At 63.0% G+C, this 25,109-nt stretch carries 18 protein-coding genes; 13 read left to right on the forward strand and 5 right to left on the reverse strand.

What is annotated here, in order from left to right:
- Positions 1 to 221: 221 nt before the first annotated feature.
- The 10 genes from V6L75_RS12525 (at position 222) to V6L75_RS12570 (ending at position 11,495) form a co-directional block, all read left to right on the forward strand.
- Complete coding sequence (locus V6L75_RS12525; RefSeq protein WP_334251844.1) at positions 222 to 2,207, forward strand: AMP-binding protein; 1,986 nt, start codon at positions 222 to 224, stop codon at positions 2,205 to 2,207.
- Between the two features lie 5 nt (positions 2,208 to 2,212).
- The gene (locus tag V6L75_RS12530; protein ID WP_425498736.1) at positions 2,213 to 3,034 is read left to right on the forward strand and encodes an ABC transporter ATP-binding protein; all 822 of its coding nucleotides are present in this window, start codon (positions 2,213 to 2,215) and stop codon (positions 3,032 to 3,034) included.
- Positions 3,035 to 3,044: 10 nt separating this feature from the next.
- Positions 3,045 to 3,998: a branched-chain amino acid ABC transporter permease gene (locus tag V6L75_RS12535; RefSeq protein ID WP_334251846.1), complete on the forward strand. Its 954-nt coding sequence runs from the start codon at positions 3,045 to 3,047 to the stop codon at positions 3,996 to 3,998.
- 6 nt (positions 3,999 to 4,004) lie between these two features.
- Entirely contained in the window at positions 4,005 to 5,081 is a 1,077-nt protein-coding gene (locus V6L75_RS12540) for a branched-chain amino acid ABC transporter permease (RefSeq protein WP_334251847.1), read from the forward strand.
- A 97-nt stretch (positions 5,082 to 5,178) separates the two neighbouring features.
- Positions 5,179 to 6,504, forward strand: coding sequence for an ABC transporter substrate-binding protein (locus V6L75_RS12545; protein ID WP_334251848.1), 1,326 nt, complete (start codon positions 5,179 to 5,181; stop codon positions 6,502 to 6,504).
- A gap of 75 nt (positions 6,505 to 6,579) precedes the next feature.
- Complete coding sequence (locus V6L75_RS12550; protein WP_334251849.1) at positions 6,580 to 7,413, forward strand: ABC transporter ATP-binding protein; 834 nt, start codon at positions 6,580 to 6,582, stop codon at positions 7,411 to 7,413.
- Positions 7,414 to 7,454: 41 nt separating this feature from the next.
- Positions 7,455 to 8,699 (forward strand): phenylacetate--CoA ligase family protein, encoded by a 1,245-nt coding sequence (locus tag V6L75_RS12555; protein ID WP_334251850.1) that lies wholly within the window; start codon positions 7,455 to 7,457, stop codon positions 8,697 to 8,699.
- 131 nt (positions 8,700 to 8,830) lie between these two features.
- Positions 8,831 to 9,910, forward strand: coding sequence for a ferrochelatase (hemH, locus tag V6L75_RS12560; protein WP_334251851.1), 1,080 nt, complete (start codon positions 8,831 to 8,833; stop codon positions 9,908 to 9,910).
- A gap of 131 nt (positions 9,911 to 10,041) precedes the next feature.
- Positions 10,042 to 11,043, forward strand: coding sequence for an SPFH domain-containing protein (locus tag V6L75_RS12565; protein WP_334251852.1), 1,002 nt, complete (start codon positions 10,042 to 10,044; stop codon positions 11,041 to 11,043).
- Positions 11,040 to 11,495 carry an NfeD family protein gene (locus V6L75_RS12570; protein WP_334251853.1) on the forward strand — a complete coding sequence of 152 codons (456 nt, stop codon included), beginning with the start codon at positions 11,040 to 11,042 and terminating at the stop codon, positions 11,493 to 11,495. Before V6L75_RS12565 ends, V6L75_RS12570 begins: the two co-directional genes overlap by 4 nt.
- A 97-nt stretch (positions 11,496 to 11,592) precedes the next feature.
- Here the strand turns inward: V6L75_RS12570 and V6L75_RS12575 are convergent, their stop codons facing one another.
- The 3 genes from V6L75_RS12575 to V6L75_RS12585 form a co-directional block, all read right to left on the reverse strand.
- Positions 11,593 to 12,444, reverse strand: a complete 852-nt coding sequence (locus V6L75_RS12575; RefSeq protein ID WP_334251854.1) for a flagellar motor protein MotB — start codon at positions 12,442 to 12,444, stop codon at positions 11,593 to 11,595.
- Positions 12,445 to 12,472: 28 nt separating this feature from the next.
- Positions 12,473 to 13,240 (reverse strand): MotA/TolQ/ExbB proton channel family protein, encoded by a 768-nt coding sequence (locus tag V6L75_RS12580; protein ID WP_334251855.1) that lies wholly within the window; start codon positions 13,238 to 13,240, stop codon positions 12,473 to 12,475.
- A 123-nt stretch (positions 13,241 to 13,363) separates the two neighbouring features.
- Positions 13,364 to 14,380 carry a KpsF/GutQ family sugar-phosphate isomerase gene (locus tag V6L75_RS12585; protein WP_334251856.1) on the reverse strand — a complete coding sequence of 339 codons (1,017 nt, stop codon included), beginning with the start codon at positions 14,378 to 14,380 and terminating at the stop codon, positions 13,364 to 13,366.
- A gap of 237 nt (positions 14,381 to 14,617) precedes the next feature.
- Between V6L75_RS12585 and V6L75_RS12590 the strand changes: the two genes are divergently transcribed.
- The 3 genes from V6L75_RS12590 (at position 14,618) to V6L75_RS12600 (ending at position 18,713) form a co-directional block, all read left to right on the forward strand.
- Positions 14,618 to 16,132 (forward strand): outer membrane beta-barrel protein, encoded by a 1,515-nt coding sequence (locus tag V6L75_RS12590; protein WP_334251857.1) that lies wholly within the window; start codon positions 14,618 to 14,620, stop codon positions 16,130 to 16,132.
- 70 nt (positions 16,133 to 16,202) lie between these two features.
- On the forward strand, positions 16,203 to 17,465 hold the full coding sequence (locus V6L75_RS12595) for a lytic murein transglycosylase (RefSeq protein ID WP_334251858.1): 1,263 nt from the start codon (positions 16,203 to 16,205) through the stop codon (positions 17,463 to 17,465).
- Positions 17,466 to 17,525: 60 nt separating this feature from the next.
- On the forward strand, positions 17,526 to 18,713 hold the full coding sequence (locus V6L75_RS12600) for an SGNH/GDSL hydrolase family protein (protein ID WP_334251859.1): 1,188 nt from the start codon (positions 17,526 to 17,528) through the stop codon (positions 18,711 to 18,713).
- A 73-nt stretch (positions 18,714 to 18,786) separates the two neighbouring features.
- On the opposite strand, the gene V6L75_RS12605 is transcribed toward V6L75_RS12600, so the two are convergent.
- Positions 18,787 to 20,217, reverse strand: coding sequence for a glutamate synthase subunit beta (locus V6L75_RS12605; protein ID WP_334251860.1), 1,431 nt, complete (start codon positions 20,215 to 20,217; stop codon positions 18,787 to 18,789).
- 123 nt (positions 20,218 to 20,340) lie between these two features.
- Positions 20,341 to 25,077: a glutamate synthase large subunit gene (gene gltB, locus V6L75_RS12610; RefSeq protein WP_334251861.1), complete on the reverse strand. Its 4,737-nt coding sequence runs from the start codon at positions 25,075 to 25,077 to the stop codon at positions 20,341 to 20,343.
- Positions 25,078 to 25,109: the final 32 nt, after the last annotated feature.

Consider the following 25,109-nt stretch of genomic DNA (forward strand, 5'->3'; position numbering starts at 1 on the left):
ACCAGTCAGCCATCGGATGAATGGAGGATGGCTGTGAAATAATTCGTCACAGTCTGAACATACTGGCGCAATGCACCGGGTCTACCGTCAAATGCAACCCATGGTGAGACATCCGCAGGCTCCTCCAAAGAAAGAGCTTGCGGCCCTTCGGGAGGAAGGCGTTTCATGAGGGTCAAAACGCGACTCCGGCAAACGGGGCGCTGCGGAGGGTGGACGACGCGATGGCAAGATTGACCAGCGCTGCGAGGGAGGGTGCGGACACCTTTCCGAAGATTCTCTTGTGCAATGCGAAAGAACTTGGAAGCCGTACTGCAGTGCGGGAAAAAGACCTTGGTATCTGGCAAAGCTGGACCTGGTCAGAAGTTCTTGACGAGACGCGCAGCTTTTCAATCGGTCTCAGCCAGCTCGGCTTGAAGGCCGGCGACAAGATCGCAATTGTCGGCGCCAACAGACCCCGGCTTTACTGGTCGATGGTAGCGGCTCAGGCTCTGGGCGCCGTGCCGGTTCCCGTCTATGCAGATTCTGTCGCAGAGGAAATGGCCTATGTTCTGGGTCACGCCGAAGTTCGCTTTGCGGTTGTGGAGGATCAGGAGCAGGTCGACAAACTTCTCTCCATGTCGGAGAGCGTGCCGAGCCTGAGTGCCTTGATCTATGACGATCCGCGTGGCCTGCGGGACTATGATCATACCCGCCTTCACAGCTTCACCGGCGTGCAGGATCTTGGCCGACAGCATATGGCATCAGACCCGAAGGCGCTCAGCGCCTGGCAAGAGGGGCTGGCAAAGGGCAGGGGCAGTGACATTGCCGTGATGCTCTACACCTCCGGCACCACCGGCCGCCCCAAGGGCGTGATGCTGTCCTTCGACAATCTGATCATCTCGGCGCGCAACGCCAATGCCTTCGACAAGCTGGATGAGAGCGAGGATATCCTCGCCTATCTGCCGCTTGCCTGGATCGGCGACCACGTGTTCTCGCTGGCCCAGGCCTATACGGCCGGTTACTGCGTCAACTGCCCGGAAAGCCTCGACACGGTGGATCTGGACCGGCTGGAGATCGCGCCGACCTACTTCTTCGCCCCGCCGCGCGTCTTCGAGAGCATGCTCACCCGCATCATGGTGCGCATGGAAGACGCGGGCCGGATGAAGAAGGCCATGTTCGACTATTTCATGGGCGTTGCCCGCCGGTCTGGCGAGAAGATACTCAATGGCCAGCCGGTGCCGCTGATGGACCGGCTGCTCTATGGCCTTGGTGAGGTGCTTGTCTATGGCCCGTTGAAGAACCGCATCGGCCTGACCCGGCTGAAGGTCGGCTACACGGCGGGTGAGGCCATCGGGCCTGAGATCTTCAGCTTCTACCGCTCGCTTGGCCTCAATCTGAAGCAGCTCTACGGCCAGACGGAAGCCAGCGTCTACATCACCCTGCAGCCGGATGGCGAGATCTTTGCCGATACGGTCGGCAAGCCCGCCCCGCAGGTGGAGCTGAAGATCGCGGAGAATGGCGAGGTGCTCTACCGCTCGCCGGGCACTTTCGTCGCCTATTACAAGAACGACGAGGCCACCCGCACCACAAAGACGGAAGATGGCTGGGTCTTCACCGGTGACGCTGGCTTCATTGCCCCCAACGGCCACCTCAAGATCATCGACCGCGCCAAGGATGTGGGCAAGCTCAACACCGGTGCGCTGTTTGCGCCGAAATACATCGAGAACAAGCTGAAGTTCTTCCCCAACATCAAGGAGGCGGTCGCCTTCGGCAATGAGCGGGATTTCGTCGGCGTATTTCTCAACATCGACCTGACGGCGGTGGGCAGCTGGGCGGAGCGCAACAACGTCAACTACGCCAGCTATCAGGAGCTTGCCGCCCATCCGGACGTCTACCGGATGATCCAGCAGCATGTGGACCAGGTGAACCGGGATCTGGCGGCAGAGCCGATGATGGCAGGCGCGCAGATCCACCGCTTCCTCATTCTGCACAAGGAGCTTGATGCCGATGACGGCGAGCTGACGCGCACGCAGAAGGTCCGCCGGTCCTTCATTGCCGAGCGCTACGCCCCGCTGATCGAGGGGCTCTATGACGGCTCCACCTCGCGCCATGTGCGCACTGAAGTCACCTTCGAGGATGGCCGCACGGGCGTTATCGAGGCCACGGTCGAGATCAGGGACATGACGCCGCACGCCCCGGTGCAGGCCATGCGGGAGGCTGCAGAATGAACGCCATGACAGCAACCAGCATGCAGCCGGTGGAGCCGGAAGCCGAAGTTGCACCCGCACCGGAGGTGCTGCTGAAGATCGAGAACGTCTCGCTTTCCTTCGGCGGTGTGAAGGCGATTACCAATATCTCCTTCGACATCCGCAAGGGGGAGATCCGCGCCATCATCGGCCCCAATGGGGCGGGCAAGACGTCGATGCTCAATGTCATCAACGGCTTCTACCATCCCCAGCAAGGTACCATCACCTGGAAAGGGCAGACCCGCAGCAAGATGCGGCCCTATGATGCGGCGGCGCAGGGCATCGCCCGCACTTTCCAGAACGTGGCGCTGTTCAAGGGCATGAGCACGCTCGACAACATCATGTCGGGCCGGTCGCTGAAGATGCACCGCAACTTCTTCTGGCAGCTCCTGCATTACGGCCCGGCGCGGGACGAGGAAATCGAGCACCGCCGCAAGGTCGAGGACATCATCGACTTTCTGGAGATCCAGGCCATCCGCAAGACGCCGGTGGGCAAGCTGCCCTATGGCCTGCAGAAGCGGGTGGAACTGGGCCGTGCACTGGCCATGGAGCCGGAGCTTCTGCTGCTCGACGAGCCGATGGCCGGCATGAACCTTGAGGAGAAGGAGGACATGAGCCGCTTCATCCTCGACGTGAACCAGCAGTTCGGCACCACCATCGCCCTCATCGAGCATGACATGGGTGTGGTCATGGACCTGTCCGACCGGGTGGTCGTGCTCGACTACGGCAAGAAGATCGCCGATGGGCCCCCTGCCGAGGTGCAGGCCAGTCAGGAAGTCATCGACGCCTATCTCGGCGTGGCGCATTAAGGAGGCGGCGATGCTCTATGATATCTTCATCCTGCCTTTTGCGCAGATGGCCGAGCAGCCGGACTTCCTGCTGCAGGTGCTGTGGGAAGGCTTTGTGGCGGGCATTCTCTACGCCCTGATTGCCCTCGGTTTCGTGCTGATCTTCAAGGCGTCCGGCGTCTTCAATTTCGCGCAGGGCATCATGGTGGTGTTCGCGGGGCTGACACTTGTCGGGCTCTATGAGCACGGGGTCCCCGCGTTTCTGGCGCTGCTGCTGACCATCGGTGTGATGGGGCTTCTGGCCTATACGATCGAGCGGGTGGTGATGCGGCCGCTGGTGAACCAGCCGGAAATCATCCTGCTGATGGCGACCATCGGCATGACCTACTTCCTCATCGGTTTTGGCGAGTTCATCTTCGGCGGCGAGCCGAAGCGCATGATCACCGAAGAGCTGTGGCTGCCCACGGGCTCCACCGCCATCGAGTTCGGCGAGCGCGGTCTCGTCATCCTGCAGCACATCGACATTGCGGCAGCGGTGATCGCCATGCTGATGGTGGCAAGCCTCGGCATCTTCTTCAACAAGACCCGCATCGGCCGGGCGCTGCGGGCGGTGGCCGATGACCATCAGGCAGCGCTTTCCGTCGGCATCTCGCTGAACCAGATCTGGGCCATCGTGTGGTTTGCCGCCGGCATCGTGGCGCTGGTGACAGGCATCATGTGGGGCGCGCGTTCGGATGTGTCCTTCGCGTTGGAGATCGTCGCCTTCAAGGCTCTGCCGGTGCTGATCCTTGGCGGCTTCACTTCCATCCCCGGCGCCATCATCGGCGGGCTGATCATCGGCTTCGGCGAGAAGCTCGGCGAGATCTACTGGGGTCCGCTGGTGGGCGGGGGCATCGAATCCTGGCTCGCCTATATCATCGCCCTGATCTTCCTTCTGTTCCGTCCGCAAGGTCTCTTCGGCGAACGCATCATCGAGCGCGTGTGAGGTCCCATGTTTTACCGTGAGGCAGGCCAGTTCAAGACGAGCTACGAGGCGGATCAGGCGCTGTTCCCGATCCGGCAGGACCGGATCGGCATTGCGATCCTCATCTTTGGTGCCTTCGTTGCTGTTCCTTACCTGGCTAATGATTTCTTCCTGAGCTCGATCATGATCCCGTTCCTGGTGTTCTCGCTGGCGGCGATCGGGCTCAACGTGCTGACGGGCTTTGCCGGACAGCTTTCCCTCGGCTCCGGTGCCTTCATGGGTGTTGGCGCCTATGCGGCCTACAAGCTCACCTCCATCTTTCCGGATGTGAACGTGATCCTGCTGGTGCTGGTGTCGGGCGTGTTTTCAGCTGGCATCGGCGCGATCTTCGGCCTGCCGAGCCTGCGCATCAAGGGGCTCTATCTGGCGGTGACGACACTGGCGGCGCAGTTCTTCCTGGAATGGTGCTTCATCCGCATCGGCTGGCTCTACAATTACAACGCCTCCGGCGCCATCGAGATCCCGCACCGCACGATGTTCGGCATCACCATTGCGGGGGCCGAGGCCGCGCCGCTGACGCGCTACTTCATCGTGCTGTGCATCACGCTCGCCATTGCGGTGCTGGTGTCGAACCTGATCCGCGGCCGCATCGGCCGGTCCTGGATGATGATCCGCGACATGGACATTGCGGCGGAACTGATCGGCATCCGCCCGCTCCGGGCCAAGCTGCTGGCCTTCGCGGTGTCGTCCTATATCTGCGGCGTGGCGGGTGCGATGATGGTGTTCTTCTGGCTCAATGCAGCCGAACCCTCGTCCTACTCGATCGCCCTGTCGTTCCAGATTCTGTTCATGGTCATTCTGGGCGGGCTTGGCAGCATCAGCGGGTCGTTTCTGGGGGCCGCCTTCATCTGGATCCTGCCGGTCCTGTTGCGCGCCATTCCGGCAATGACAGGCATCGAGGTGGGGGCCGAGACGATCCAGCATCTGGCTCACATGATCGTGGGCGCGCTGATCATCTTCTTCCTGATCGTGGAACCGCATGGTCTCGCCCGGCTGTGGCAGATCGGCAAGCAGAAGCTTCGGGTGTGGCCGTTCCCATACTGATGGCCATACGCAATCAAATCCGGCCGGACCCGGCAACCGCCACAAAGGCAAAGACAAGCGGATACGGGCTCCAGCCGTTCTTTGGGAGGAAAGCAACATGAACTTCAAGGCAATCGCATTGAGCACCGTCCTTGCGCTGGGGGTGGCCGCGCCCTTCGCGGCCCAGCCCGCAGCGGCGGCGGATGGCAATTACATCCCGCTCCTCACCTACCGGACCGGCGCCTTTGCAGGCTCGGGCATCCACATTGCCAACGGCATGTATGACTATCTGCAGATGCTGAACGAGCGCGATGGCGGCATCGGCGGCGTCAAGATCATTCTGGAGGAATGCGAGACGGGATACGATCCGCAGAAGGGCATGGAGTGCTACGAGGCGACCAAGGGCAAGGGCGCCCTGATGTACAATCCGTATTCCACCGGCACCACGCTGCAGATCATCCCGAAAGCAGGCGTCGACAAGATCCCTGTCCTGTCCATGGGCTATGGTCTGTCGGCAGCCGCCATCGGCAATACCTTCCCTTGGGTCTTCAACGTGCCGGACACCTACTGGGACGGCCTGTCCGTGATCATCAAGTACATTGGTGAGCAGGAAGGCGGCATGGACAAGCTGAAGGGCAAGAAGATCGGCTACATCTTCCTCGACGCCGGATTCGGCCGCGAGCCGATCCCGCTGCTGGAACAGCTCTCGAAGGACTACGGCTTTGAGGTGACCCAGTATCCGGTTCCAGCCAAGGAAATGCAGAACCAGTCTTCGCAGTGGCTCAACATCCGCCGCGACCGTCCTGACTATGTGATCATGTGGGGCTGGGGCGCCATGAACCCGACCGCCATCAAGGAAGCGGTCAAGACGCGCTTCCCGATGGACAAGATGATCGGCGTCTGGTGGTCGGCCGGCGATGATGATGCAGCTGCCGGCGGGGCTGGTGCCAAAGGCTACAAGGCGCTGAACATCTCCGGCCTCGGCACCGACTATCCGGCGTTGGCCGACATCAAGAAGCTGGTCGTTGACGCCGGCAAGTCGCAGACCACCGAAGCCAATTTCGGCAATGTCCTCTACAACCGCGGCGTCCTCAATTCTGTGCTGATGGCTGAAGCCATTCGCACCGCGCAGGAAAAGACCGGCAAGACCGTTCTGACCGGCGAAGATGTGCGCATCGGCCTTGAATCGCTGAATATCACGGCAGAGCGTCTCGAGGAGATCGGCCTCGCCGGTTTCGCTCATCCGATGAAGGTCACCTGCGAAGATCACGCTGGTTCGCACCCGGTCTACATCCAGGAGTGGGATGGCACCAAGTGGGTGAAGGCTTCGGACTGGATCGAGCCGATGAAGGATGTCGTGCGCCCGCTGCTTGAGGCCGCTGCCAAGGAGTACACGGAAAAGAACGCCCCCTGGCCGGCCCGGACGGAGCCCTGCCCGAACTGACGTCAGTTCAAGGATGCTTTCTGCCGCGGGCATGAACCGCCCGCGGCAGGGAAATGCCGAAAGAGGATCAGACCCGTGCTTCAAGCTTCCAGCCCGGCTGCGGCCAGCAGCCCCATCTTGTCTGTGAACAACATCGAGGTGATCTATGATCACGTCATCCTGGTGCTGAAGGGCGTGTCCCTGACTGTGCCGGAAGGCGGCATTGTTGCCCTTCTGGGGGCCAATGGCGCAGGCAAGACCACGACGCTGAAGGCCATTTCCAACCTGCTGCGCGCCGAGCGCGGGGATGTGACCAAGGGCAGCATCACCTTCAAGGGCGACCAGGTGCAGGACCTCTCTCCCAACGATCTGGTACGGCGCGGCTGCATTCAGGTCATGGAGGGCCGCCACTGCTTCGGCCATCTGACCATCGAGGAAAACCTGCTCACCGGCGCCTACACGCGGCGCGATGGGGCCGGGGCGGTGAAGGCTGATCTGGAGATGGTCTACAATTACTTCCCCCGCCTGCGGGAGCGGCGGCGCAGTCAGGCGGGCTATACGTCCGGCGGCGAGCAGCAGATGTGCGCCATCGGCCGGGCGCTGATGAGCCGGCCGCGCATGATCCTGCTGGACGAGCCTTCCATGGGACTGGCACCGCAGCTGGTGGAAGAAATTTTCGAGATCGTGAAGCAGCTCAACGAGGAGCAGGGTGTGTCCTTCCTTCTCGCCGAGCAGAACACGAACATCGCCCTGCGCTACGCCACCTACGGCTACATCGTGGAATCGGGCCGTATCGTGCTCGATGGCGAGGCCAAGGCGCTGCGCGAAAATGAGGACGTCAAGGAATTCTACCTTGGTGTTGGCGGTGAGGGCCGCAAGTCCTTCCGCGATGTGAAGCATTACAAGCGCCGCAAGCGGTGGCTGGCGTAACCAGCGCAGGTATTTCAAGGCGAAGCAAGCGAGGACAGGCTATGACGGCGGAACATCGTGAAGCGCGCGAACGGCGGTCGCCGGATCAGCGCGAGGCGGAGCTTTTTGCCCGGCTTCCGGAAATCTTGCGCCACGCGCGGGAGGAAGCGCCCGGCTGGGCCCGTCATCTGAAGGACGTGGACCCTGCAGCCGTGACCTCGCGGCAGGCGCTGGCATCCGTGCCGGTTCTGCGCAAGTCGGATCTGCTGCAGCACCAGAAGGCGGAGCCGCCCTTTGGCGGCTTTCTGGCCGGCTCCCTCAGGGGCGTGCAGCGGGTGTTCATGTCTCCGGGGCCGATCTGGGAGCCGCAGCCGGAAGGGCAGGACCCGTGGAACGTGGCCCGGGCACTGGAAGCAGCAGGGTTCCGGCCGGGTGATGTTGTGATCAACACTTTCTCCTATCACCTGACGCCGGGCGGCTTTCTGCTCGACCACGGTGCGCGTGCGCTCGGCTGTACTGTCTTCCCCGGCGGCGTCGGCAACACGGAAATGCTGCTGGAGGCCGTCGAAACGCTGAAGCCGTCCGGTTATGTCGGCACGCCCGACTTCCTGAAGGTGCTGCTCGACAAGGGAGCCGAGATGGGGCGGGATATGTCCAGCCTCAAGCGGGCGCTTGTCTCCGGCGGCGCGCTGTTTCCCTCGCTGCGGGCGGATTATGCGGCGCGCGGCATTGCGGTTCTTCAGTGCTATGCCACGGCGGAACTGGGCGTCATTGCCTATGAGAGCGAGGCTGGCAGCGGCATGATCGTCAACGAGGACTATATCGTCGAGATCGTGCGTCCCGGTACGGGAACGCCCGTGGCTGATGGTGAGGTTGGCGAGCTGGTGGTCACCAATTTCAACCGGACCTATCCGATGATCCGCTTCGGCACGGGGGATCTTTCGGCTGTTTTGCCCGGCCAGTCGCCTTGCGGGCGCACAGGACAGCGCATTGCGGGCTGGATGGGCCGGGCCGATCAGCGCACCAAGATAAAGGGCATGTTCGTTGATCCGGTGCAGATCGCCGATGTGCTCGCCCGTCATCCGGAAATCCGCAAGGCGCGGCTCGTTGTCACACGCGCCAGCGAGCAGGACGTGATGACCCTGCAGGTGGAAACAGCCACTTCGGAAACGGCCTCTGCCATCGCCGCAACCCTTCGGGAGGTGACCAAGCTGAAGGGCGCCGTTGAATGCATGGCCGAAGGCAGCCTGCCGAATGACGGCAAGGTCATTTCCGATGAGCGCGACTATGGGGGACAGGCGGCCTGAACCGCCTCTTCCGCTTCTTTGGGCAGTAATGATCCGGACTGTGAGTTCTGACGTACTGGACAAGGCTGGCTGGTGTCTTATGTTCCGGCCAAATGTGCGCGTTTGCACGCCTGCCCGTTTCCGGAGTTGTCATGACCGTCCAGTTTTCCCCTGAAGCCCTGGCTGAAGCCGGCCCATCCATGCGCAGCATCAAGCTGCCGGAGGCCCACCCGCCGGTGAAGGCGGGCAAGATCGGCGTGCTTCTCGTAAACCTCGGCACCCCGGATGCCACCAGCTACTGGCCGATGCGCCGCTATCTGCGCGAGTTCCTGTCCGACAAGCGCGTCATCGAATGGCCGAAGGCGCTGTGGTACCCAATCCTCTACGGCATCGTCCTGATCACCCGGCCGAAGAAGTCCGGTAAGGCCTATGACGAGATCTGGAACAAGGAACTGGACGAATCGCCGCTGCGCACCATCACCCGCAGCCAGTCGGACAAGCTGGCGCAAATGATGGGAGATCACGGCGGACGGCTGAAGATCGACTGGGCCATGCGCTATGGCCAGCCCTCCATTCGTTCGCGCCTTGAAGCGCTGAAGGCCGATGGCTGCGACCGCATTCTGGTGTTCCCGCTCTATCCGCAGTATGCCGCCTCGACCACGGCGACGGTGAATGACGAAGTCTGCCGCGCCCTGCTGGAAATGCGCTGGCAGCCGGCCATCCGCACCGTGCCGCCCTATCACGACGACCCGGCCTATATCGAGGCTCTGAGCCAGTCGGTTGAGCGTCATCTTGCCGGGCTCGATTTCGAGCCGGACGTGATCCTGACCTCCTATCACGGCATTCCGCAGTCCTACTTCAAGAAGGGCGATCCCTATCACTGCCACTGCATGAAGACGACGCGGCTGATGCGCGAGCGGCTGGGCATGAGCAAGGAGAAGCTGCGGGTTACCTTCCAGTCCCGCTTCGGCCCGGAAGAGTGGCTGCAGCCCTATACGGACAAGACCGTGGAGGCGCTGGCGAAGGAAGGCGTGAAAAATATCGCCGTGATGAACCCGGGTTTTGTCGCCGACTGCCTTGAAACGCTGGAGGAAATTGCCGGAGAAGCCGGCGAGATCTTCCATGAGAATGGCGGCGGCGAGTTCACCCACATTCCCTGCCTCAATGACAGCGATCTGGGTATGGCCGTGCTGGAACAGGTGGTGCAGCGCGAACTGTCCGGCTGGCTCTGAAGCCTCCCGTCCTCAACGGGAATGCGCCTGATCCGGGTGGCGGTGCTGCCCGGCTCTTTCCTGGTGGCATCGCAGGCTGATCCGTCGCATACTCTGCCCGTTTTGAAAGGCAGATAAGACGGGAGCCTCGCATGCCCTTGGCCGATTACGGTTTCAACATTGTTCTAGTTGCACTCTTTTTCTTTGTCATCCTGCTGATTTTTGCGGGCGTGAAGACTGTTCCGCAGGGCTATAACCTCACGGTCGAACGCTTCGGCCGCTACCGGCGCACCCTCTCGCCGGGCCTCAATCTGATTGTTCCGGTCATCGACAAGATCGGCCGCCGCCTCAACATGATGGAACAGGTGCTCGACGTCCCCTCCCAGGAGGTCATCACCCGCGACAACGCCACGGTGACGGCGGATGGCATCACGTTCTATCAGGTTCTGGATGCCGCCCGTGCTGCCTATGAGGTGGCCGGGCTGGAAAACGCCATTCTCAACCTCACCATGACCAACATCCGCTCGGTGATGGGCTCGATGGATCTGGATGAGCTTCTGTCCAACCGTGACGAGATCAACACCCGCCTGCTGCGCGTGGTGGATGCTGCCGCCGAGTCCTGGGGCGTGAAGATCACCCGCATCGAGATCAAGGACATCAACCCGCCGCGCGATCTGGTGGATTCCATGGCCCGTCAGATGAAGGCCGAGCGTGACAAGCGCGCCTCGATTCTGGAAGCCGAAGGCAAGCGGCAGGCTGAAATCCTCAAGGCCGAGGGCGAGAAGCAGGCACTGATCCTGCAGGCCGAAGGCCGCCGCGAATCTGCTTTCCGCGACGCCGAAGCGCGTGAGCGTGAAGCCGAGGCCGAGGCAACGGCAACCCGTCTCGTCAGTGAGGCGATTTCGGCTGGTGACGTTCAGGCGATCAACTACTTCGTCGCCACGAAATACGTGGAAGCCTTCAAGGAGCTGGCGACCTCGCGCAACCAGAAGACCTTGATCCTGCCAATGGAATCCACTTCGCTTCTGGGGGCCCTGACCGGTATCGGCGAAATTGCCCGTGAGGCCTTTGGCAACAAGGACAGCGAGGGCCGGTCTGGCTCGGGTTCCGGCCTGCCGTCTGTGCCCCGAACCGGGCAGAGTGAGGGCGCATGAGCGCATTTGAACAGCTCTTCCAGGGCCTTGGCACCTGGGGCTGGTGGTTTGCCGGGATCATCCTCTTCGGCGTGGAGGTGCTCGTTCCGGGCACCTTCTTCCTCTGGTTCGGCGTCGCAGCTATTCTGGTTGGTGTTGTCAATCTGATCGAACCGCTCGTCTGGCAGACGAACATCATCCTCTTCGCCGTTCTGTCGGTCATCAGCGTCATTTCCGGACGCTGGTTCATGCGCCGGCGGGAGAGCGCCTTTGGCGATCCCGGCCTTAACCGCCGTGGCAGCCGTTATGCCGGGCACATCTATGTTCTGAAGGACCCGATTGTCTCAGGGACAGGCTGGCTTTCCGTTGATGATACGGTCTGGCAGATCACCGGTCCGGATCTGCCCGCCGGAGCCCGAGTGCTTGTGGAAGGCGTGGAAGGTGTGCGCCTGCGGGTCAGGCAGGCGGACTGAGCCAATTCCAATTGACAACGGCTCAAGACGTACAGCGCTTGAGCCGTTTCAAACCGTGCTGCGCCAGCAGCGCAAGAGCAGCCCAAGTCCGGGCAGCTTACGGATTGCCAGGCGGGATTGGCGGGGCTTCGCGCATCAGCAAGACGCTGATGCGCCGGTTTGCAGCCAGGAAGGGGTCGTTCGGGAACAGAGGTTCCGTATCGGCCTTGCCCACCACCGAGAAAATCTGGTCTGACGGTACCCCATATTCATTGAGGATCTGCCGGGCGATGTTCGCCCGGTCTGTCGACAGCTCCCAGGTGGTGTAATTCGGGTCCGTGGCGGCGCTGCCGGTTGTCGTGTGGCCGGTGACTTCGATCCGGTTCGGCATGTCGGCCAGAACCGGGGCAATCTTTGCCAGAATCCGCCGGGTTGTTTCGTAGGGATATTTCGAGCCTTCGCGGAACATTGACCGCCCATCCTGATCCACGATCATGATGTTAAGGCCCTCTTCGGTTTCCTCGAAAATGATGTGCTGGGAGATTTCGGTGATCTCCGGCATTTCCTGCAATGCCTGGCGCAGGGTCGCCGCCGCTGTGGCGAACTGGCGGGAACGCTCGATGTCAGCCTCCACCGTGTCGTGGGTGTTGGCTTCCGGTCCCTGCTTGGTGTTCTTCTCGTGGCGCTCGCTGGCAAAGTCCGAATCCAGTTCCTGCGGGACCTGTGAGACCTGCTTCATATAGTCGCGGATCGGAATGCCTTCCATTTCGATCACACCAAGACGCCGCGAGTTCTCCTTGACGCCGAAGGCATCCTTCATCGAGCCGGCGACGATCTGGAGTTTCTGCTTGTCCTGGACCGAGAAGGAGATGATCAGCACGAAGAAGCAGACGAGCAGGGACATAAGGTCGGCGAATGTCACCAGCCATTCCGGGGCGCCGCCACCGCCTGCAGGCTTTTTGCGTGCCATGACCTGTGTTCCCTTTCCGGCCTTTGCCTTATGCCGCGTCGATCAGGCCGGCACGAGCGCTTTCCGGCAGATAGGCGATGAGCATCTCGCGGATCAGTGCCGGGCTCTTGGATTCGCGGATCTGCAGGATGCCGTCGATAATGAGGGTCTGGTTGACCTCTTCCACGTCGAATTTGGCATCAAGCTTGTCCACCATCGGCAGACAGAAGCAGTTCGAAATGAGGGCGCCATACAAGGTCGTCAGAAGGGCGATGGCCATGGAGGGGCCGATGGCGGAAGGATCATCCATGTTGGCCAGCATCTGCACCAGACCGACGAGCGTGCCGATCATGCCGAAAGCCGGGGCACTGTCGCCAAGAGCCTTGAACACGCGCTTGCCTTCGGAAAGGCGGGAGAGTGTCAGGTCCCGCTCGCGCATCATCGCCTCGCGTATGAACTCGATCTCATAACCATCGGCGATGTACTGCACGCCCTTTGCAAGGGTTGGGTCCGAAACAGCGGCATTTTCCAGCCCAAGCGGCCCGGATTTGCGCACGATTTCGGCCAGGCCGCTGATTTCCTCTATGAGGTCGCGCGGCTTGATGTTCTTGGCACCAAAGCCGACCTTTGCACCAACCGCAAAGGCGCTGACGATGCCACCAAGCGAAAAGCGGATGAGGGTTGCTGCCAGGCCGCCGCCGACCACGATGAGCACGGACGGAATATCGATGAACTGACCGAAGCTGCCGCCCATCAGGATCGCGACCATGACGATCGCGAAAGAGCCGACAATTCCGATAATTGAACCCAGATCCATTCCTAGCACCGTTTCCAAAGGCCGGAGAGGCCGAACACTCTGGAGAGGGAGCTTAGAGAAACTAGGCTAATCAATCCCTAATCAAGCTGCGAATTGAGGTTTCTGCGTTAAGCAACCCTAGCGTCAGGCGGCGCCGATGCGCAGCAGGTCATGCATGTGGATGATACCGGCAGGCTTGCCATCTTCCACCACGAAGATCGAGGTGATCGCCGCCGTGTTGAGGAACTCCAGCACCGCACCTGACAGCATGTCGCCCGGAACAGACTTGGGCCGCCGGGTCATGATTTCATCGACGGTCTTGTCGAGGAAGTTGCTGCTCATGTGGCGGCGCAGGTCGCCGTCGGTGACGATGCCGGTGAGATTGCCGGCCTGATCGGTGACACCGGCAACGCCAAAGCCCTTCTGTGTCATCAGCACAATGGCATCGCGCATGCGGGTCCCCTCCACCGTGAGTGGCATGGCATCGCCCTTGTGCATGATGTCGCGGGCGAGCCGGAGGCTTGCTCCCAGCTTTCCGCCCGGATGGAAGACGCGGAAGTCTTGCGCGGTGAAGCCGCGCGCCTCCAGAAGAGCCACGGTCAGCGCATCGCCGATGGCCAGCTGCAGTAGTGTTGAGGATGTCGGCGCGAGACCATGCGGGCAGGCTTCTGTGACCTGCGGCAGCGCAAGGACGATATCGGCAGCCTTCCCGAGGGCGCTGGTGCCCGACGAGGTGACGGCGATCAGCGGAACCTTGAAGCGGCGGGTATAGGCGATGATGCTGGCCAGCTCCGGCGTTTCGCCGGACCAGGACAGGGCAACCACCGCATCATTCTGCGTGATCATGCCAAGGTCGCCGTGGCTGGCCTCACTGGCATGGACGAAGAAGGCGGGCGTGCCTGTGGAGGCCATTGAGGCGGCAATCTTGGTGCCGATATGGCCGCTCTTGCCGATACCTGAGATGATGACGCGGCCGGCAATGCCATGCAGAAGCGCCACCGCACGGGCGAAGGGCTGGGCCAGGCTGTCCTGCAGGGCATCACGCAGAGAGGTCAGAGCTGCCAGCTCCGTGCCGAGTGTGCGGTCCGCCGAGGCTAAAGTCTCGCGGTCCTCACTGGAAAGTGATGAGGGATCGGTGCCGGTAAGGCTGGCGCTGTGCATGGCTTGTCCTTCTGCGCTGCGGACCTGAGCCCGTTTGCGGGCTGAGCCCCTTTTGCGGACTGGCGTCTGTCTAAGCCAGCCGTGACGGAGGCGCAAGCATCCGGGTGGATGATGGCTTGTGCAAGGCGGCTGCGGTGCCTTCCCGCGCTGCCAAATGCCCGGACGGAAACCCGTGGTTAACCATGTATCCTGCAATTTGAAAGGAATTGTACCAATTGGGTCCCGGTCCGGCTTTTGATGATGCGCCAGTTCCTCTCCTGTCTGCTCGTGAGCGCCTTGAGCGCGCTGCCTGCGGCTGCGCAGGTGGCCGGCAGCGCGTCCACGGGCGCCACGGGGCTGCGCACCGGTACCTTCGATGGCAGCGGCCAGACCATGGACAGCACCGGCGGACAGCTGCTGCCGCCGGCAGGCGGTTCGGCTCCGGGGGCAACGGGCTCCCTGCCACCGGTCAATCCCACGCAGGCGCAGGTTTATTCCCTGACTGGCGGCACGCAAGACGGCGGTTCTGCCGGGCTTGTCGGCACCGGCCGCCAGAGCCAGACGCGGCCCTTTTCCGACCGGGTTAACGCCGTTCGCCGGGTCAGCGCCAATGGCGGACAGGGCGGCGCCCTGGGTAACGACGTGTTCGACGGCGAAACCACCTATGACGCGCCTTTGGGGCTGCGGGTTGGCACCTTTACGGTTGTTCCGCAACTCACGGTCTCGGGGGGCTGGTCGGACAATGCGGCCGGCTCTTCAAGCGGGCGTGCCAACGCGCTCTATTCTGTTGCACCCGATCTGCAGATCCGCTCGGACTGGTCCCGGCATCAGCTGGATGTATCGTTGCGCGGCTCCTATGCGGCCTATCCCGGCAGCAGCGTGCAGAGCCAGCCCAGCATCGACACCAGAGCAGCGCTGCGGCTGGATGCCGGGGACAGCACGCAGATCAACAGCTCACTTGGCCATTCCTATTCGCGTGAAGACACATCCACGGCGGAGAACCCGAATGGGGAGGGCGATGTCAACGTGGTGAACGCCTCCCTGGGCGTGACCCGCGAGGCGGGCATTGTGGCGGCCACCCTGCGCGGCGATGTGGCCCGGACGATGTATTCGGAAGGGCAGAGCCGCGAGGGCCGCAGCGGGCGGGACAACACGCTCTATTCTGCGACACTGCGGCTGGATGCCCGCACTGGCGCAATGCTGCAGCCCTTTGCCGAAGTGACTGGCCTGCGCCGCTCCTTCGATGAGGATTGCGCTGCCCCTTGCATCCGCCGGGATGCCAGCGGCTATGCCCTGCGCAGTGGTGTCACGATTGCCGCCGGGCCGAAGCTTGCGGGCGAAGTGGCCGCCGGATGGCGGGTGGAGCGTCTGGACAGCCGCCAGCTTCAGGATCTGGCGGGCCTGACCATCGACGGATCGCTCGTCTGGTCACCAACGCGCCTCACGACCGTCACGGCAGGCCTGACCACAACGCTCAGCCCCTCGGACTTGGCCGGATCTTCCGGCTCGATCCTCTACAGCGCGGATTTGCGTGTCTCGCATGCTCTTTCGGAACGCCTCGTTGCCCAGGCTGGCGCTGGCTATGCGCGGCGTCACTATCAGGGGGTGGGCATTGAAGAGGCCACCACCAGCGCGCTGGCGGGAGCAACCTATGCCCTGACACGCAACGTTGCCTTGACGGGGACATATACCTATCGGACCTTTGACAGCTCGATCGCCGGTGCGGATTACGATGAAAACCGCATCCAGGCGGGTGTCCGGATACGCCGGTGAGCAGATGAGGCCAGATGACCAGCTTGCCAACATGGGGTGCGGGGGCATTCCGGGCATTAAGGAGGCCTGAATGACGAAAAACGGTTTGACCGGACAGACGGTGTCCCGGCCAATGGGCCGGATCGCCAGAAAGGCTCGCGGCCTTGCCGCTGCCATGCTGCTCGCTGCTGGAGGGATGATGCCGGCCGGTTCTGCGCTCGCGGATGCGGGCTTTCAGTCGTGGGTCCGCAATTTCTGGCCGCAGGCACAGGCGGCGGGGATCAGCAGCCAGACCTACAACGCCGTCTTCACCGGCATGACGCCTGATCCGGACACGGTGCGGCTGATGTCGAAACAGTCCGAATTCGTGAAGCCGGTCTGGGATTATCTCGAAAGCGCCGTTTCCGATGCGCGTATCGAGAATGGCCAGAAGATGCTGCGCGAGCACGCGGCTGTCCTGCGCGAAATCGAGGCCCGCTACGGCGTGCAGAAGGAAGTGGTTCTGGCCGTCTGGGGCATGGAAACCAACTACGGCAACTTCATGGGTGGCCATGACGTAATCCGGGCTCTGGCAACACTCGCTTATGAGGCGCCGCGCCGGCGGGAGTTCTGGCAGGACGAGCTCGTCTCGGCCCTCGGCATCATTCAGGCCGGGCACGTGCGCCACAAGGACATGATCGGCTCCTGGGCCGGTGCCATGGGTCACACCCAGTTCATGCCCTCAAGCTGGAAACGCTATGCCGCCGACTTCAATGGTGATGGCCGCCGCGATATCTGGACCTCCGTTCCCGATGCTCTGGCTTCCACTGCCAATTATCTGAAGGAACACGGCTGGCAGCCGGGCAAGACCTGGGGGTATGAGATCTCTCTGCCGCGCGGTTTCGATTACTCGCTGGCTGACGAAAGCACCACCAAGACACTGGGTGAGTGGGCGAAGCTGGGTGTCGTGCGTGCAAACGGGCGCGGGTTCCCCCGTCCGGATGACAATGCGGTGCTCGTGCTTCCCGCAGGTGCAGCCGGTCCGGGCTTCCTGATGCTGAAGAACTTCTTTGTCATCAAGCGCTATAACAACGCGACCGCCTATGCGCTGGCTGTCGGGCATCTTGCCGACCGTGTCCGCGGCGGGGACGCCTTTGCAGGGTCCTGGTCGCGAGAGCATCTGCCGCTCAACAAGGATCAGACCATGCAGCTGCAGGCGGCGCTCAATCGCAAGGGCTTCAAGGCCGGTGAGCCGGATGGTCTGGCTGGTCCCACCACCCGCAAGGCCATCCGTGCCTTTCAGAAGTCGCGGGGCCTGATCCCGGACGGCTATGCCTCTGTCATGCTGCTGTCCAGGATTGGCAGCGGCAGCTGACACTTCCGGAGCGGCACCGGATTGCCTATAGTCTGACCTTGTTCAGATGGAGGTTTCCGGGTGCCGCTTCTTTCGTTCAGGATGCGCTGGCTTGCCATGCTTGTTGCCGCTCTGGTTGTTCTGCCAGTGCTGCATGGGCCTGTGCTTGCGCAGGGCAGCCCTATTCCGCCTCCGCCGTCTGAAAATGGCTTCAACCCGCTGCGCCCGCTCATGCGCCTGTTCGGCGTGTCCCGGCCTGAGGAGCGGGTGCAGGAAGCCAAGCCTGTGGTGCGCAAGAAGGCCCCATCGGCCCCCAGTGGCCCGCCAAAGGTCACTGAAGAGCCGAAGGAGCCGGACGCTGGCGTGGTTCTCGTGCTCGGTGGGTCAACGGCTGCGAGTCTCGCGGAAGGATTGAGCTTCATCTTCGCACAAAAGCCGATGATCCGGGTCGAGCTTCTCGCCGCGGCGCCTGCTTCCTCACAGGCCGCGTCTCCCGAGGGCGGGGCGGCAGCACAGCCTGCGGCCTTGCCTGATGGCCTTATGGGCGAGCCGGATCCGGCATGGACGGAACGGGCGGTCTCACGCATCCGTGGCGGCGGCGTAAAGGCAGTTGTTGCTGTCTTCGGCTATGCTGATCTCAAGGATCTGCCGCAGCCGGATGGCTCGCTTGTGCCCTTTGGCAGCGATGCGTTCAAGACGGAGTACCGCAAGAAGCTGCGGACCCTGGCTTTGGCCATGCGGCAGGAGCGCAAGCCGCTTGTGCTGGTGGGCCTGCCGCCCACCGAGGCGGCACGGCTTGATCCGGGCTTCACCCTGATCAACGACCTGCTCCAGGGTGAAGCCGCCATGACACGCTCGGCCTATGTGGACATCTGGAAGGTGTTTCTGGATGACAATGAAGCCTACACCGCCTTCGGGCCGGATGTGGACGGTCAGCGCCGCCGCCTGCGCGCCAATGATGGCGTCGGCTTTACATGGGCTGGCGCCCGCAAAGTGGCCTTTTTCGTCGAGAGAGAGCTTGCCCGTATGCTCGGCGGCTATGGCGGGCTGGCCTTTGAAGGCGTGGCGGACGATCCGAACTTCATCGTCCTGACCGGCCGTGCCCTGTCGGCAGAGGACCATCTGGCGGGCGATGCGAGCGAACCCCAGATCCTGCCCCCAGTGGAAACCGAAGCCGCCGCCCGTCTTGCCCGCGAGTTCCTTGCCACAGGCGACACCGGCACCCCCATCCCCGGCCGCGTGGATTTTACGGGCGTTTTGCCGAATTGAGCCTTTCTGTTTCCCAAAACAAAAGAAGCGGCCCGGGGGCCGCTTCTGAGGGTGTTGCTGTTCGGGCTGCCGCTCAGCGGGGCAGGTTGGACGAGCCGGTGAGGAACTCGTCCACGGCGCGGGCGGCCTGACGGCCTTCGCGGATGGCCCAGACGACCAGCGACTGGCCGCGGCGCACGTCGCCTGCGGCAAAGACGTTGGCATAGCTCGTCTTGTAGTCCTCGGTGTTGGCCTTCACGTTGGTGCGGCCATCCAGCTCCAGCTTGCCGTCCAGCTCGGCGATGAAGGTGTCGAGGCGCGGGCCGGAGAAGCCGATGGCGGCCATCACCAGATCAGCACGCAGGATGAACTCCGTGCCGGGGATCGGCTTGCGCTTTTCGTCCACGCGGGCGCACTTGACGCCAACGATGTGCCCGTCCTCGCCCACAAGGCCGAGGGTGGCGGCGGAGAATTCGCGCTCGGCACCTTCGGCCTGCGAGGAAGAGGTGCGGAACTTCGTCGGCCAGTAGGGCCACACGGTCAGCTTGTCTTCCTTCAGCGGCGGGATCGGGCGGATGTCGAGCTGGGTCACCGACAGGGCGCCCTGGCGGAAGGCCGTGCCGACGCAGTCGGAGGCGGTGTCGCCGCCGCCGATGACGACCACATGCTTGCCCGCAGCCCAGATCGGAGCCTCGCCCGATACATCCTCGCCGCCGACGCGGCGGTTCTGCTGGACCAGATAGTCCATCGCCCAGTGGCAGCCTTCCAGCTCCATGCCGGAGACGCCCGGATCACGCGGACGCTCGGCACCGGCGCAGATGATCACCGCATCATGGCGCTCGGACAGCTCTTCCATGGTGACGGTGACACCGACGTTAACGCCATAGTGGAAGGTGACGCCTTCTTCTTCCAGCTGCTTGACGCGCAGGTCGATGTGGCGCTTTTCCATCTTGAAGTCCGGAATGCCATAGCGCAGCAGGCCGCCGGCCTTGGGCTCGCGCTCGTAGACATGGACGGTGTGTCCGGCGCGGGCCAGCTGCTGGGCTGCGGCCATGCCGGCCGGTCCGCCGCCGATGATGGCAACCGTCTTGCCGGTCTTGGTGGCGGAGGGCTCGGCGCGGATCCAGCCTTCCTTCCAGCCCTTGTCGGCAATCGCCTGCTCGATCGTCTTGATGTTGACCGGCGCGTCCTCAAGGTTCAGCGTGCAGGCTTCCTCGCACGGGGCGGGGCAGACGCGGCCGGTGAACTCCGGGAAGTTGTTGGTCGAATGCAGGTTGCGCAGCGCCAGTTCCCAGTCGCCCTGATAGACCAGATCGTTCCAGTCCGGGATCTGGTTGTGCACGGGGCAGCCGGTGGGGCCGTGGCAATAGGGGATGCCGCAATCCATGCAGCGGGCCGCCTGACGCTCGACTTCGCCCTGGTTCAGCGGCAGGGTAAACTCGCGGAAATGGCGGATACGGTCTGATGCCGGCTGGTACTTCTGCTCCTGCCGGTCGATTTCCAAAAATCCGGTGACCTTGCCCAAGGTGACCTCCTCAAAACTCGTTTCATCCTCAGCCGCCTCGACCTGTTTTCAGGGAGACGGCTCTGTTGCCGGGTGGTGCCGGCCCTCAGCGTGTCCCGCGAGGGCCGGGTGCAGGTGGCGGGCTTATTCCGCCGCCACCATGCCGAGCCGTTTCTCTTCCATCTCGCGCAAGGCCCGGCGGTACTCGACGGGCATCACCTTGACGAATTTCGGCCTGTACACATCCCAGGCATCCAGGATCGCCTGAGCCTTGGTGGAGCCGGTGTGGGCCACATGATTGGACAGGAGCTGGCGCAGGCGCTCGTCGTCATGGCGGGTCATGTCGCCCGTCACGTCCACGCGGCCCTTGTGCTCGATGTCGCCGCCATGGTGGTGCAGCTTCTCCAGCAGATCGTCTTCCTCGGCGACCGGCTCGATGTCGACCATGGCGAGGTTGCAGCGCGACGAGAAGGTGCCGTCTTCGTCCAGCACGTAGGCGATGCCGCCCGACATGCCGGCTGCGAAGTTGCGTCCGGTCTGGCCGATAACGACGACAATGCCGCCAGTCATGTACTCGCAGCCGTGGTCACCCACGCCCTCGACCACCGCAATCGCACCGGAGTTGCGCACGGCGAAACGCTCGCCCGCAACACCGCGGAAGTAGCACTCACCTTCGGTCGCACCGTAAAGCACAGTGTTGCCGACGATGATGGACTCTTCCGGCACGATCCGCGCCTTGTCCGACGGGCGCACGATGATCTTGCCGCCCGACAGGCCCTTGCCGACGTAGTCGTTGGCATCGCCCCGCAGCTCCATGGTGATGCCGCGGGCGAGGAAGGCGCCGAAGGCCTGGCCGGCAGTGCCCTTCAGGTTGATCTTCAGCGTATCCGCCGCCAGGCCCTTGTGGCCGTAGCGCTTGGCCACTTCGCCCGAGAGCATGGCACCGGCAGACCGGTCGACCGAGCAGATGGTCTCCTCGACGATGGTCGGCGTCTTGTCTTCCAGCGCCGGACGGGCAGCCGCGATGAGGCGGCGGTCCAGAATATCCGTGATCGGATGCTCCTGGCGCTGGGTCCAGCGGGTTTCTTCCGGAGCTGCCTCCGGCTGGAAGAAGATACGGCCGAAGTCGAGGCCCTTCGCCTTCCAGTGGTCGATGGCGGTTTCCTTGTCGAGGAAGTCCGAGCGGCCGATGATCTCATTGAGGTCGGCAACGCCGAGAGAGGCCATCAGTTCGCGCAGCTCTTCCGCGACGAAGAAGAAGTAGTTGATCACATGCTCCGGCGTGCCCTTGAAGCGCTTGCGCAGCACCGGGTCCTGGGTGGCGATGCCAACCGGGCAGGTGTTGAGGTGGCACTTGCGCATCATCAGGCAGCCTGCGGCGATCAGCGGCGCGGTGGCAAAGCCGAACTCGTCCGCACCCAGCAGGGCGCCGATGAGCACGTCACGGCCGGTCTTCAGGCCGCCGTCCACCTGCAGCGCCACGCGGGAGCGCAGGCCGTTCAGCACCAGCGTCTGCTGGGTTTCGGCAAGGCCGATTTCCCAGGGGCTGCCGGCGTGCTTGATCGAGGTCAGCGGCGAAGCGCCGGTGCCGCCGTCATAACCGGAGACCGTGATGTGGTCGGCGCGGGCCTTGGCAACGCCTGCAGCCACCGTGCCCACACCCACTTCCGACACCAGCTTCACGGAGATGTCGGCTTCCGGGTTCACGTTCTTCAGGTCGTAGATCAGCTGCGCCAGATCTTCGATCGAGTAGATGTCATGGTGCGGCGGGGGCGAAATCAGGCCCACGCCCGGGGTCGAGTGGCGCACCTTGGCGATGACCGCATCCACCTTGTGGCCCGGCAGCTGGCCGCCTTCACCGGGCTTTGCGCCCTGTGCCACCTTGATCTGCAGCATGTCCGCATTGACCAGATATTCGGTGGTGACACCGAAACGGCCGGACGCGATCTGCTTGATGGCGGAACGCTGCGGGTTCATCGAGCCGTCCGGCAGCGGCTTGAAGCGCTCGGCTTCCTCGCCGCCTTCACCGGTGTTCGACTTACCGCCGATCTTGTTCATGGCGATGGCCAGCGACGTATGCGCCTCGCGGCTGATCGAGCCAAAGGACATGGCGCCGGTGACGAAGCGGCGGACGATCTTTTCGGCCGGTTCCACCTCGCCGATGGAGATGGGCTTGCGGCCCAGCTCTTCCGCGCTCTTGATGCGGAACATGCCACGGATCGAGAAGCGGCCGGTTTCCTTGTTGGAAAGCTCGGCGAACTCGCGGTACTTGTCCGGCAGGTTGCCGCGCACGGCGTGCTGCAGGGTGGCGATGGAGTCCGGCGTCCACATGTGGCTCTCGCCACGGATGCGGTAGGCGTACTCACCGCCCACTTCCAGCGACCGGCGCAGGATGGCGACATCCTCGAAGGCCATCTGGTGGCGCATGACGGTTTCCTGCGCCACTTCTTTCAGGCCGATGCCTTCGATGGTCGTTGCCGTGCCGAAGAAGTACTTCTCGACAAAGGCGGACGACAGGCCGATGGCGTCGAAGATCTGTGCGCCGCAATAGGACTGGTAGGTCGAGATGCCCATCTTGGACATGACCTTGAGGATGCCCTTGTCGATGGACTTGATGTAGCGGTAGACCACTTCATCGGCATCGACTTCCTCGGGGAAGTCCATCTCGTGGTGCATCGAGAGCAGGGTCTCGAAGGCGAGATACGGGTTGATTGCCTCGGCGCCGTAGCCTGCCAGCACGCAGAAATGATGGATTTCGCGTGCTTCACCTGTCTCCACCACGAGGCCCACAGACGTGCGCAGGCCCTTGCGGATCAGGTGATGGTGCACGGCGGCGGTGGCCAGCAGCGCCGGAATGGCGATGCGGGCACGGCTGATCAGGCGGTCCGACAGGATGATGATGTTGTCACCGTCCCGCACGGCCTTCTCGGCGCGCTGGCACAGTTCCTCCAGCGCATCTTCCATGCCGTCAGCCCCACGGGCAGCGGAATAGGTGATGTCGAGCGTCTTGGCCGAGAAGTGGTTGTCCGCGATGTCGCCAATGCGGCGGATCTTTTCCAGATCCTCGTTGGTGAGGATCGGCTGGCGGACTTCCAGGCGCTTGGCGTGCGACAGGCCCTTGAGGTCGAACAGGTTCGGGCGCGGGCCGATGAAGGAGACGAGGCTCATCACCAGCTCTTCGCGGATCGGATCGATCGGCGGGTTCGTTACCTGGGCGAAGTTCTGCTTGAAGTAGGTGTAAAGCAGCTTCGACTTGTCGGAGAGCGCCGAAATCGGCGTGTCCGTGCCCATGGAGCCCACGGCTTCCTGACCCACGGTCGCCATCGGCTGCATCAACAGCTTGATGTCTTCCTGGGTATAGCCAAAGGCCTGCTGGCGGTCGAGCAGGCTTTCACCGGCCACGGGAGCGCGCTCGCGCACGCCCGGCATGTCCTCAAGCACGATCTGCGAACGGTGCAGCCAGTCCTTGTAGGGGTTGGCGGTGGAAAGCTGGCGCTTGATCTCGTCGTCGGAGACGATGCGGCCTTCTTCCAGGTCGATGAGCAGCATCTTGCCCGGCTGCAGGCGCCACTTCTTGACGATCTTTTCGTCCGGAATGGGCAGAACGCCTACTTCCGAGGACATGATGACATAATCATCATCGGTGACGATATAGCGGGCCGGGCGCAGGCCGTTGCGGTCCAGCGTCGCGCCGATCTGGCGGCCATCGGTGAAGGCCACGGCGGCCGGGCCGTCCCACGGCTCCATGATGGCTGCATGATAGGCGTAGAAAGCGCGGCGGTTCTCGTCCATCAGCGGGTTGCCGGCCCAGGCTTCCGGGATCAGCATCATCGCCGCATGGGCCAGCGAGTAGCCACCCATGACGAGGAATTCCAGCGCATTATCGAAGCAGGCGGTGTCCGACTGGCCTTCGTAGGAGATCGGCCACAGCTTGGTGATGTCGTCGCCGAACAGCGGCGAGGACACGGACGCCTGACGGGCGGCCATCCAGTTGACGTTGCCGCGCAGGGTGTTGATCTCGCCGTTATGCGCCACCATGCGGTAGGGGTGGGCGAGATCCCAGGACGGGAACGTGTTGGTGGAGAAGCGCTGGTGCACGAGGGCGAGGGCAGAGGTGAAGCGCTCGTCCTTCAGGTCCTTGTAATAGGCGCCCAGCTGGTAGGCGAGGAACATGCCCTTGTAGACCAGGGTGCGGCTGGACATGGAGACCACGTAGAAGCCGTGCTTCACCGCATCGCTCTCGGCGCGCACGACATTCGAGATCACCTTGCGCAGGATGAACAGCCGGCGCTCGAAGGTGGTCTGGTCGATGCCATCAGCCGCGCCTATGAAGAGCTGGCTTGAATAGGGCTCGGTGGCGGCGATGTCCGGCGCCTTGGACAGGGAAGAATTGTCGACCGGCACGTCGCGCCAGCCGAGCACCTTCTGGCCTTCGGCGGCAACAACGCGCTCGACGATCGCCACGCACTTGGCGCGCAGTGCTGCGTCCTGCGGCAGGAACAGGAAGCCGACGCCATACTGGCCCGGCTCCGGCAGGGCTACCCCCTGCGCCGACAGTTCGGCCTTGAAGAAGTCATGCGGGATCTGCACGAGCATGCCCGCGCCGTCGCCCATCAGCGGGTCGGCGCCAACCGCACCGCGGTGGGTGAGGTTTTCGAGGATGTTCAGGCCGTCCGCGACGACCTTGTGCGATTTCTGACCTTTGAGATGCGCAATGAAGCCGACGCCGCAGGCGTCGTGTTCGCGAGAAGGATTGTAGAGCCCTTTATCTGCCGCCTCGCGCAGACGCGTGGCGATAGTGGTCGCGGTGCGGGCTTTGTCCGCTTCCTTGCGCCCTGCTACGGCCATGGCTGTGCTGGTGGTCAGCTCACTCTTCATCATATGCGCCCTCACTGTAATCCAGTGTTTCCGCA

Origin of the sequence: Pannonibacter anstelovis (assembly GCF_036881715.1) — a bacterium.
GTDB classification, from domain to species: Bacteria; Pseudomonadota; Alphaproteobacteria; order Rhizobiales; family Stappiaceae; genus Pannonibacter; species Pannonibacter anstelovis.

Bases quoted from the DNA above. Each gene is read 5' to 3' on its own strand.
- V6L75_RS12580 (WP_334251855.1), bottom strand. From the start codon at position 13,240: ATGGATCTGGGTTCAATTATCGGAATTGTCGGCTCTTTCGCGATCGTC.
- V6L75_RS12545 (WP_334251848.1), top strand. From the start codon at position 5,179: ATGAACTTCAAGGCAATCGCATTGAGCACCGTCCTTGCGCTGGGGGTG.
- V6L75_RS12540 (WP_334251847.1), top strand. From the start codon at position 4,005: ATGTTTTACCGTGAGGCAGGCCAGTTCAAGACGAGCTACGAGGCGGAT.
- V6L75_RS12570 (WP_334251853.1), top strand. From the start codon at position 11,040: ATGAGCGCATTTGAACAGCTCTTCCAGGGCCTTGGCACCTGGGGCTGG.
- gltB (WP_334251861.1), bottom strand. From the start codon at position 25,077: ATGATGAAGAGTGAGCTGACCACCAGCACAGCCATGGCCGTAGCAGGG.
- V6L75_RS12575 (WP_334251854.1), bottom strand. From the start codon at position 12,444: ATGGCACGCAAAAAGCCTGCAGGCGGTGGCGGCGCCCCGGAATGGCTG.
- V6L75_RS12595 (WP_334251858.1), top strand. From the start codon at position 16,203: ATGACGAAAAACGGTTTGACCGGACAGACGGTGTCCCGGCCAATGGGC.
- V6L75_RS12565 (WP_334251852.1), top strand. From the start codon at position 10,042: ATGCCCTTGGCCGATTACGGTTTCAACATTGTTCTAGTTGCACTCTTT.
- hemH (WP_334251851.1), top strand. From the start codon at position 8,831: ATGACCGTCCAGTTTTCCCCTGAAGCCCTGGCTGAAGCCGGCCCATCC.
- V6L75_RS12525 (WP_334251844.1), top strand. From the start codon at position 222: ATGGCAAGATTGACCAGCGCTGCGAGGGAGGGTGCGGACACCTTTCCG.
- V6L75_RS12590 (WP_334251857.1), top strand. From the start codon at position 14,618: ATGATGCGCCAGTTCCTCTCCTGTCTGCTCGTGAGCGCCTTGAGCGCG.
- V6L75_RS12555 (WP_334251850.1), top strand. From the start codon at position 7,455: ATGACGGCGGAACATCGTGAAGCGCGCGAACGGCGGTCGCCGGATCAG.
- V6L75_RS12535 (WP_334251846.1), top strand. From the start codon at position 3,045: ATGCTCTATGATATCTTCATCCTGCCTTTTGCGCAGATGGCCGAGCAG.
- V6L75_RS12585 (WP_334251856.1), bottom strand. From the start codon at position 14,380: ATGCACAGCGCCAGCCTTACCGGCACCGATCCCTCATCACTTTCCAGT.
- V6L75_RS12530 (WP_425498736.1), top strand. From the start codon at position 2,213: ATGACAGCAACCAGCATGCAGCCGGTGGAGCCGGAAGCCGAAGTTGCA.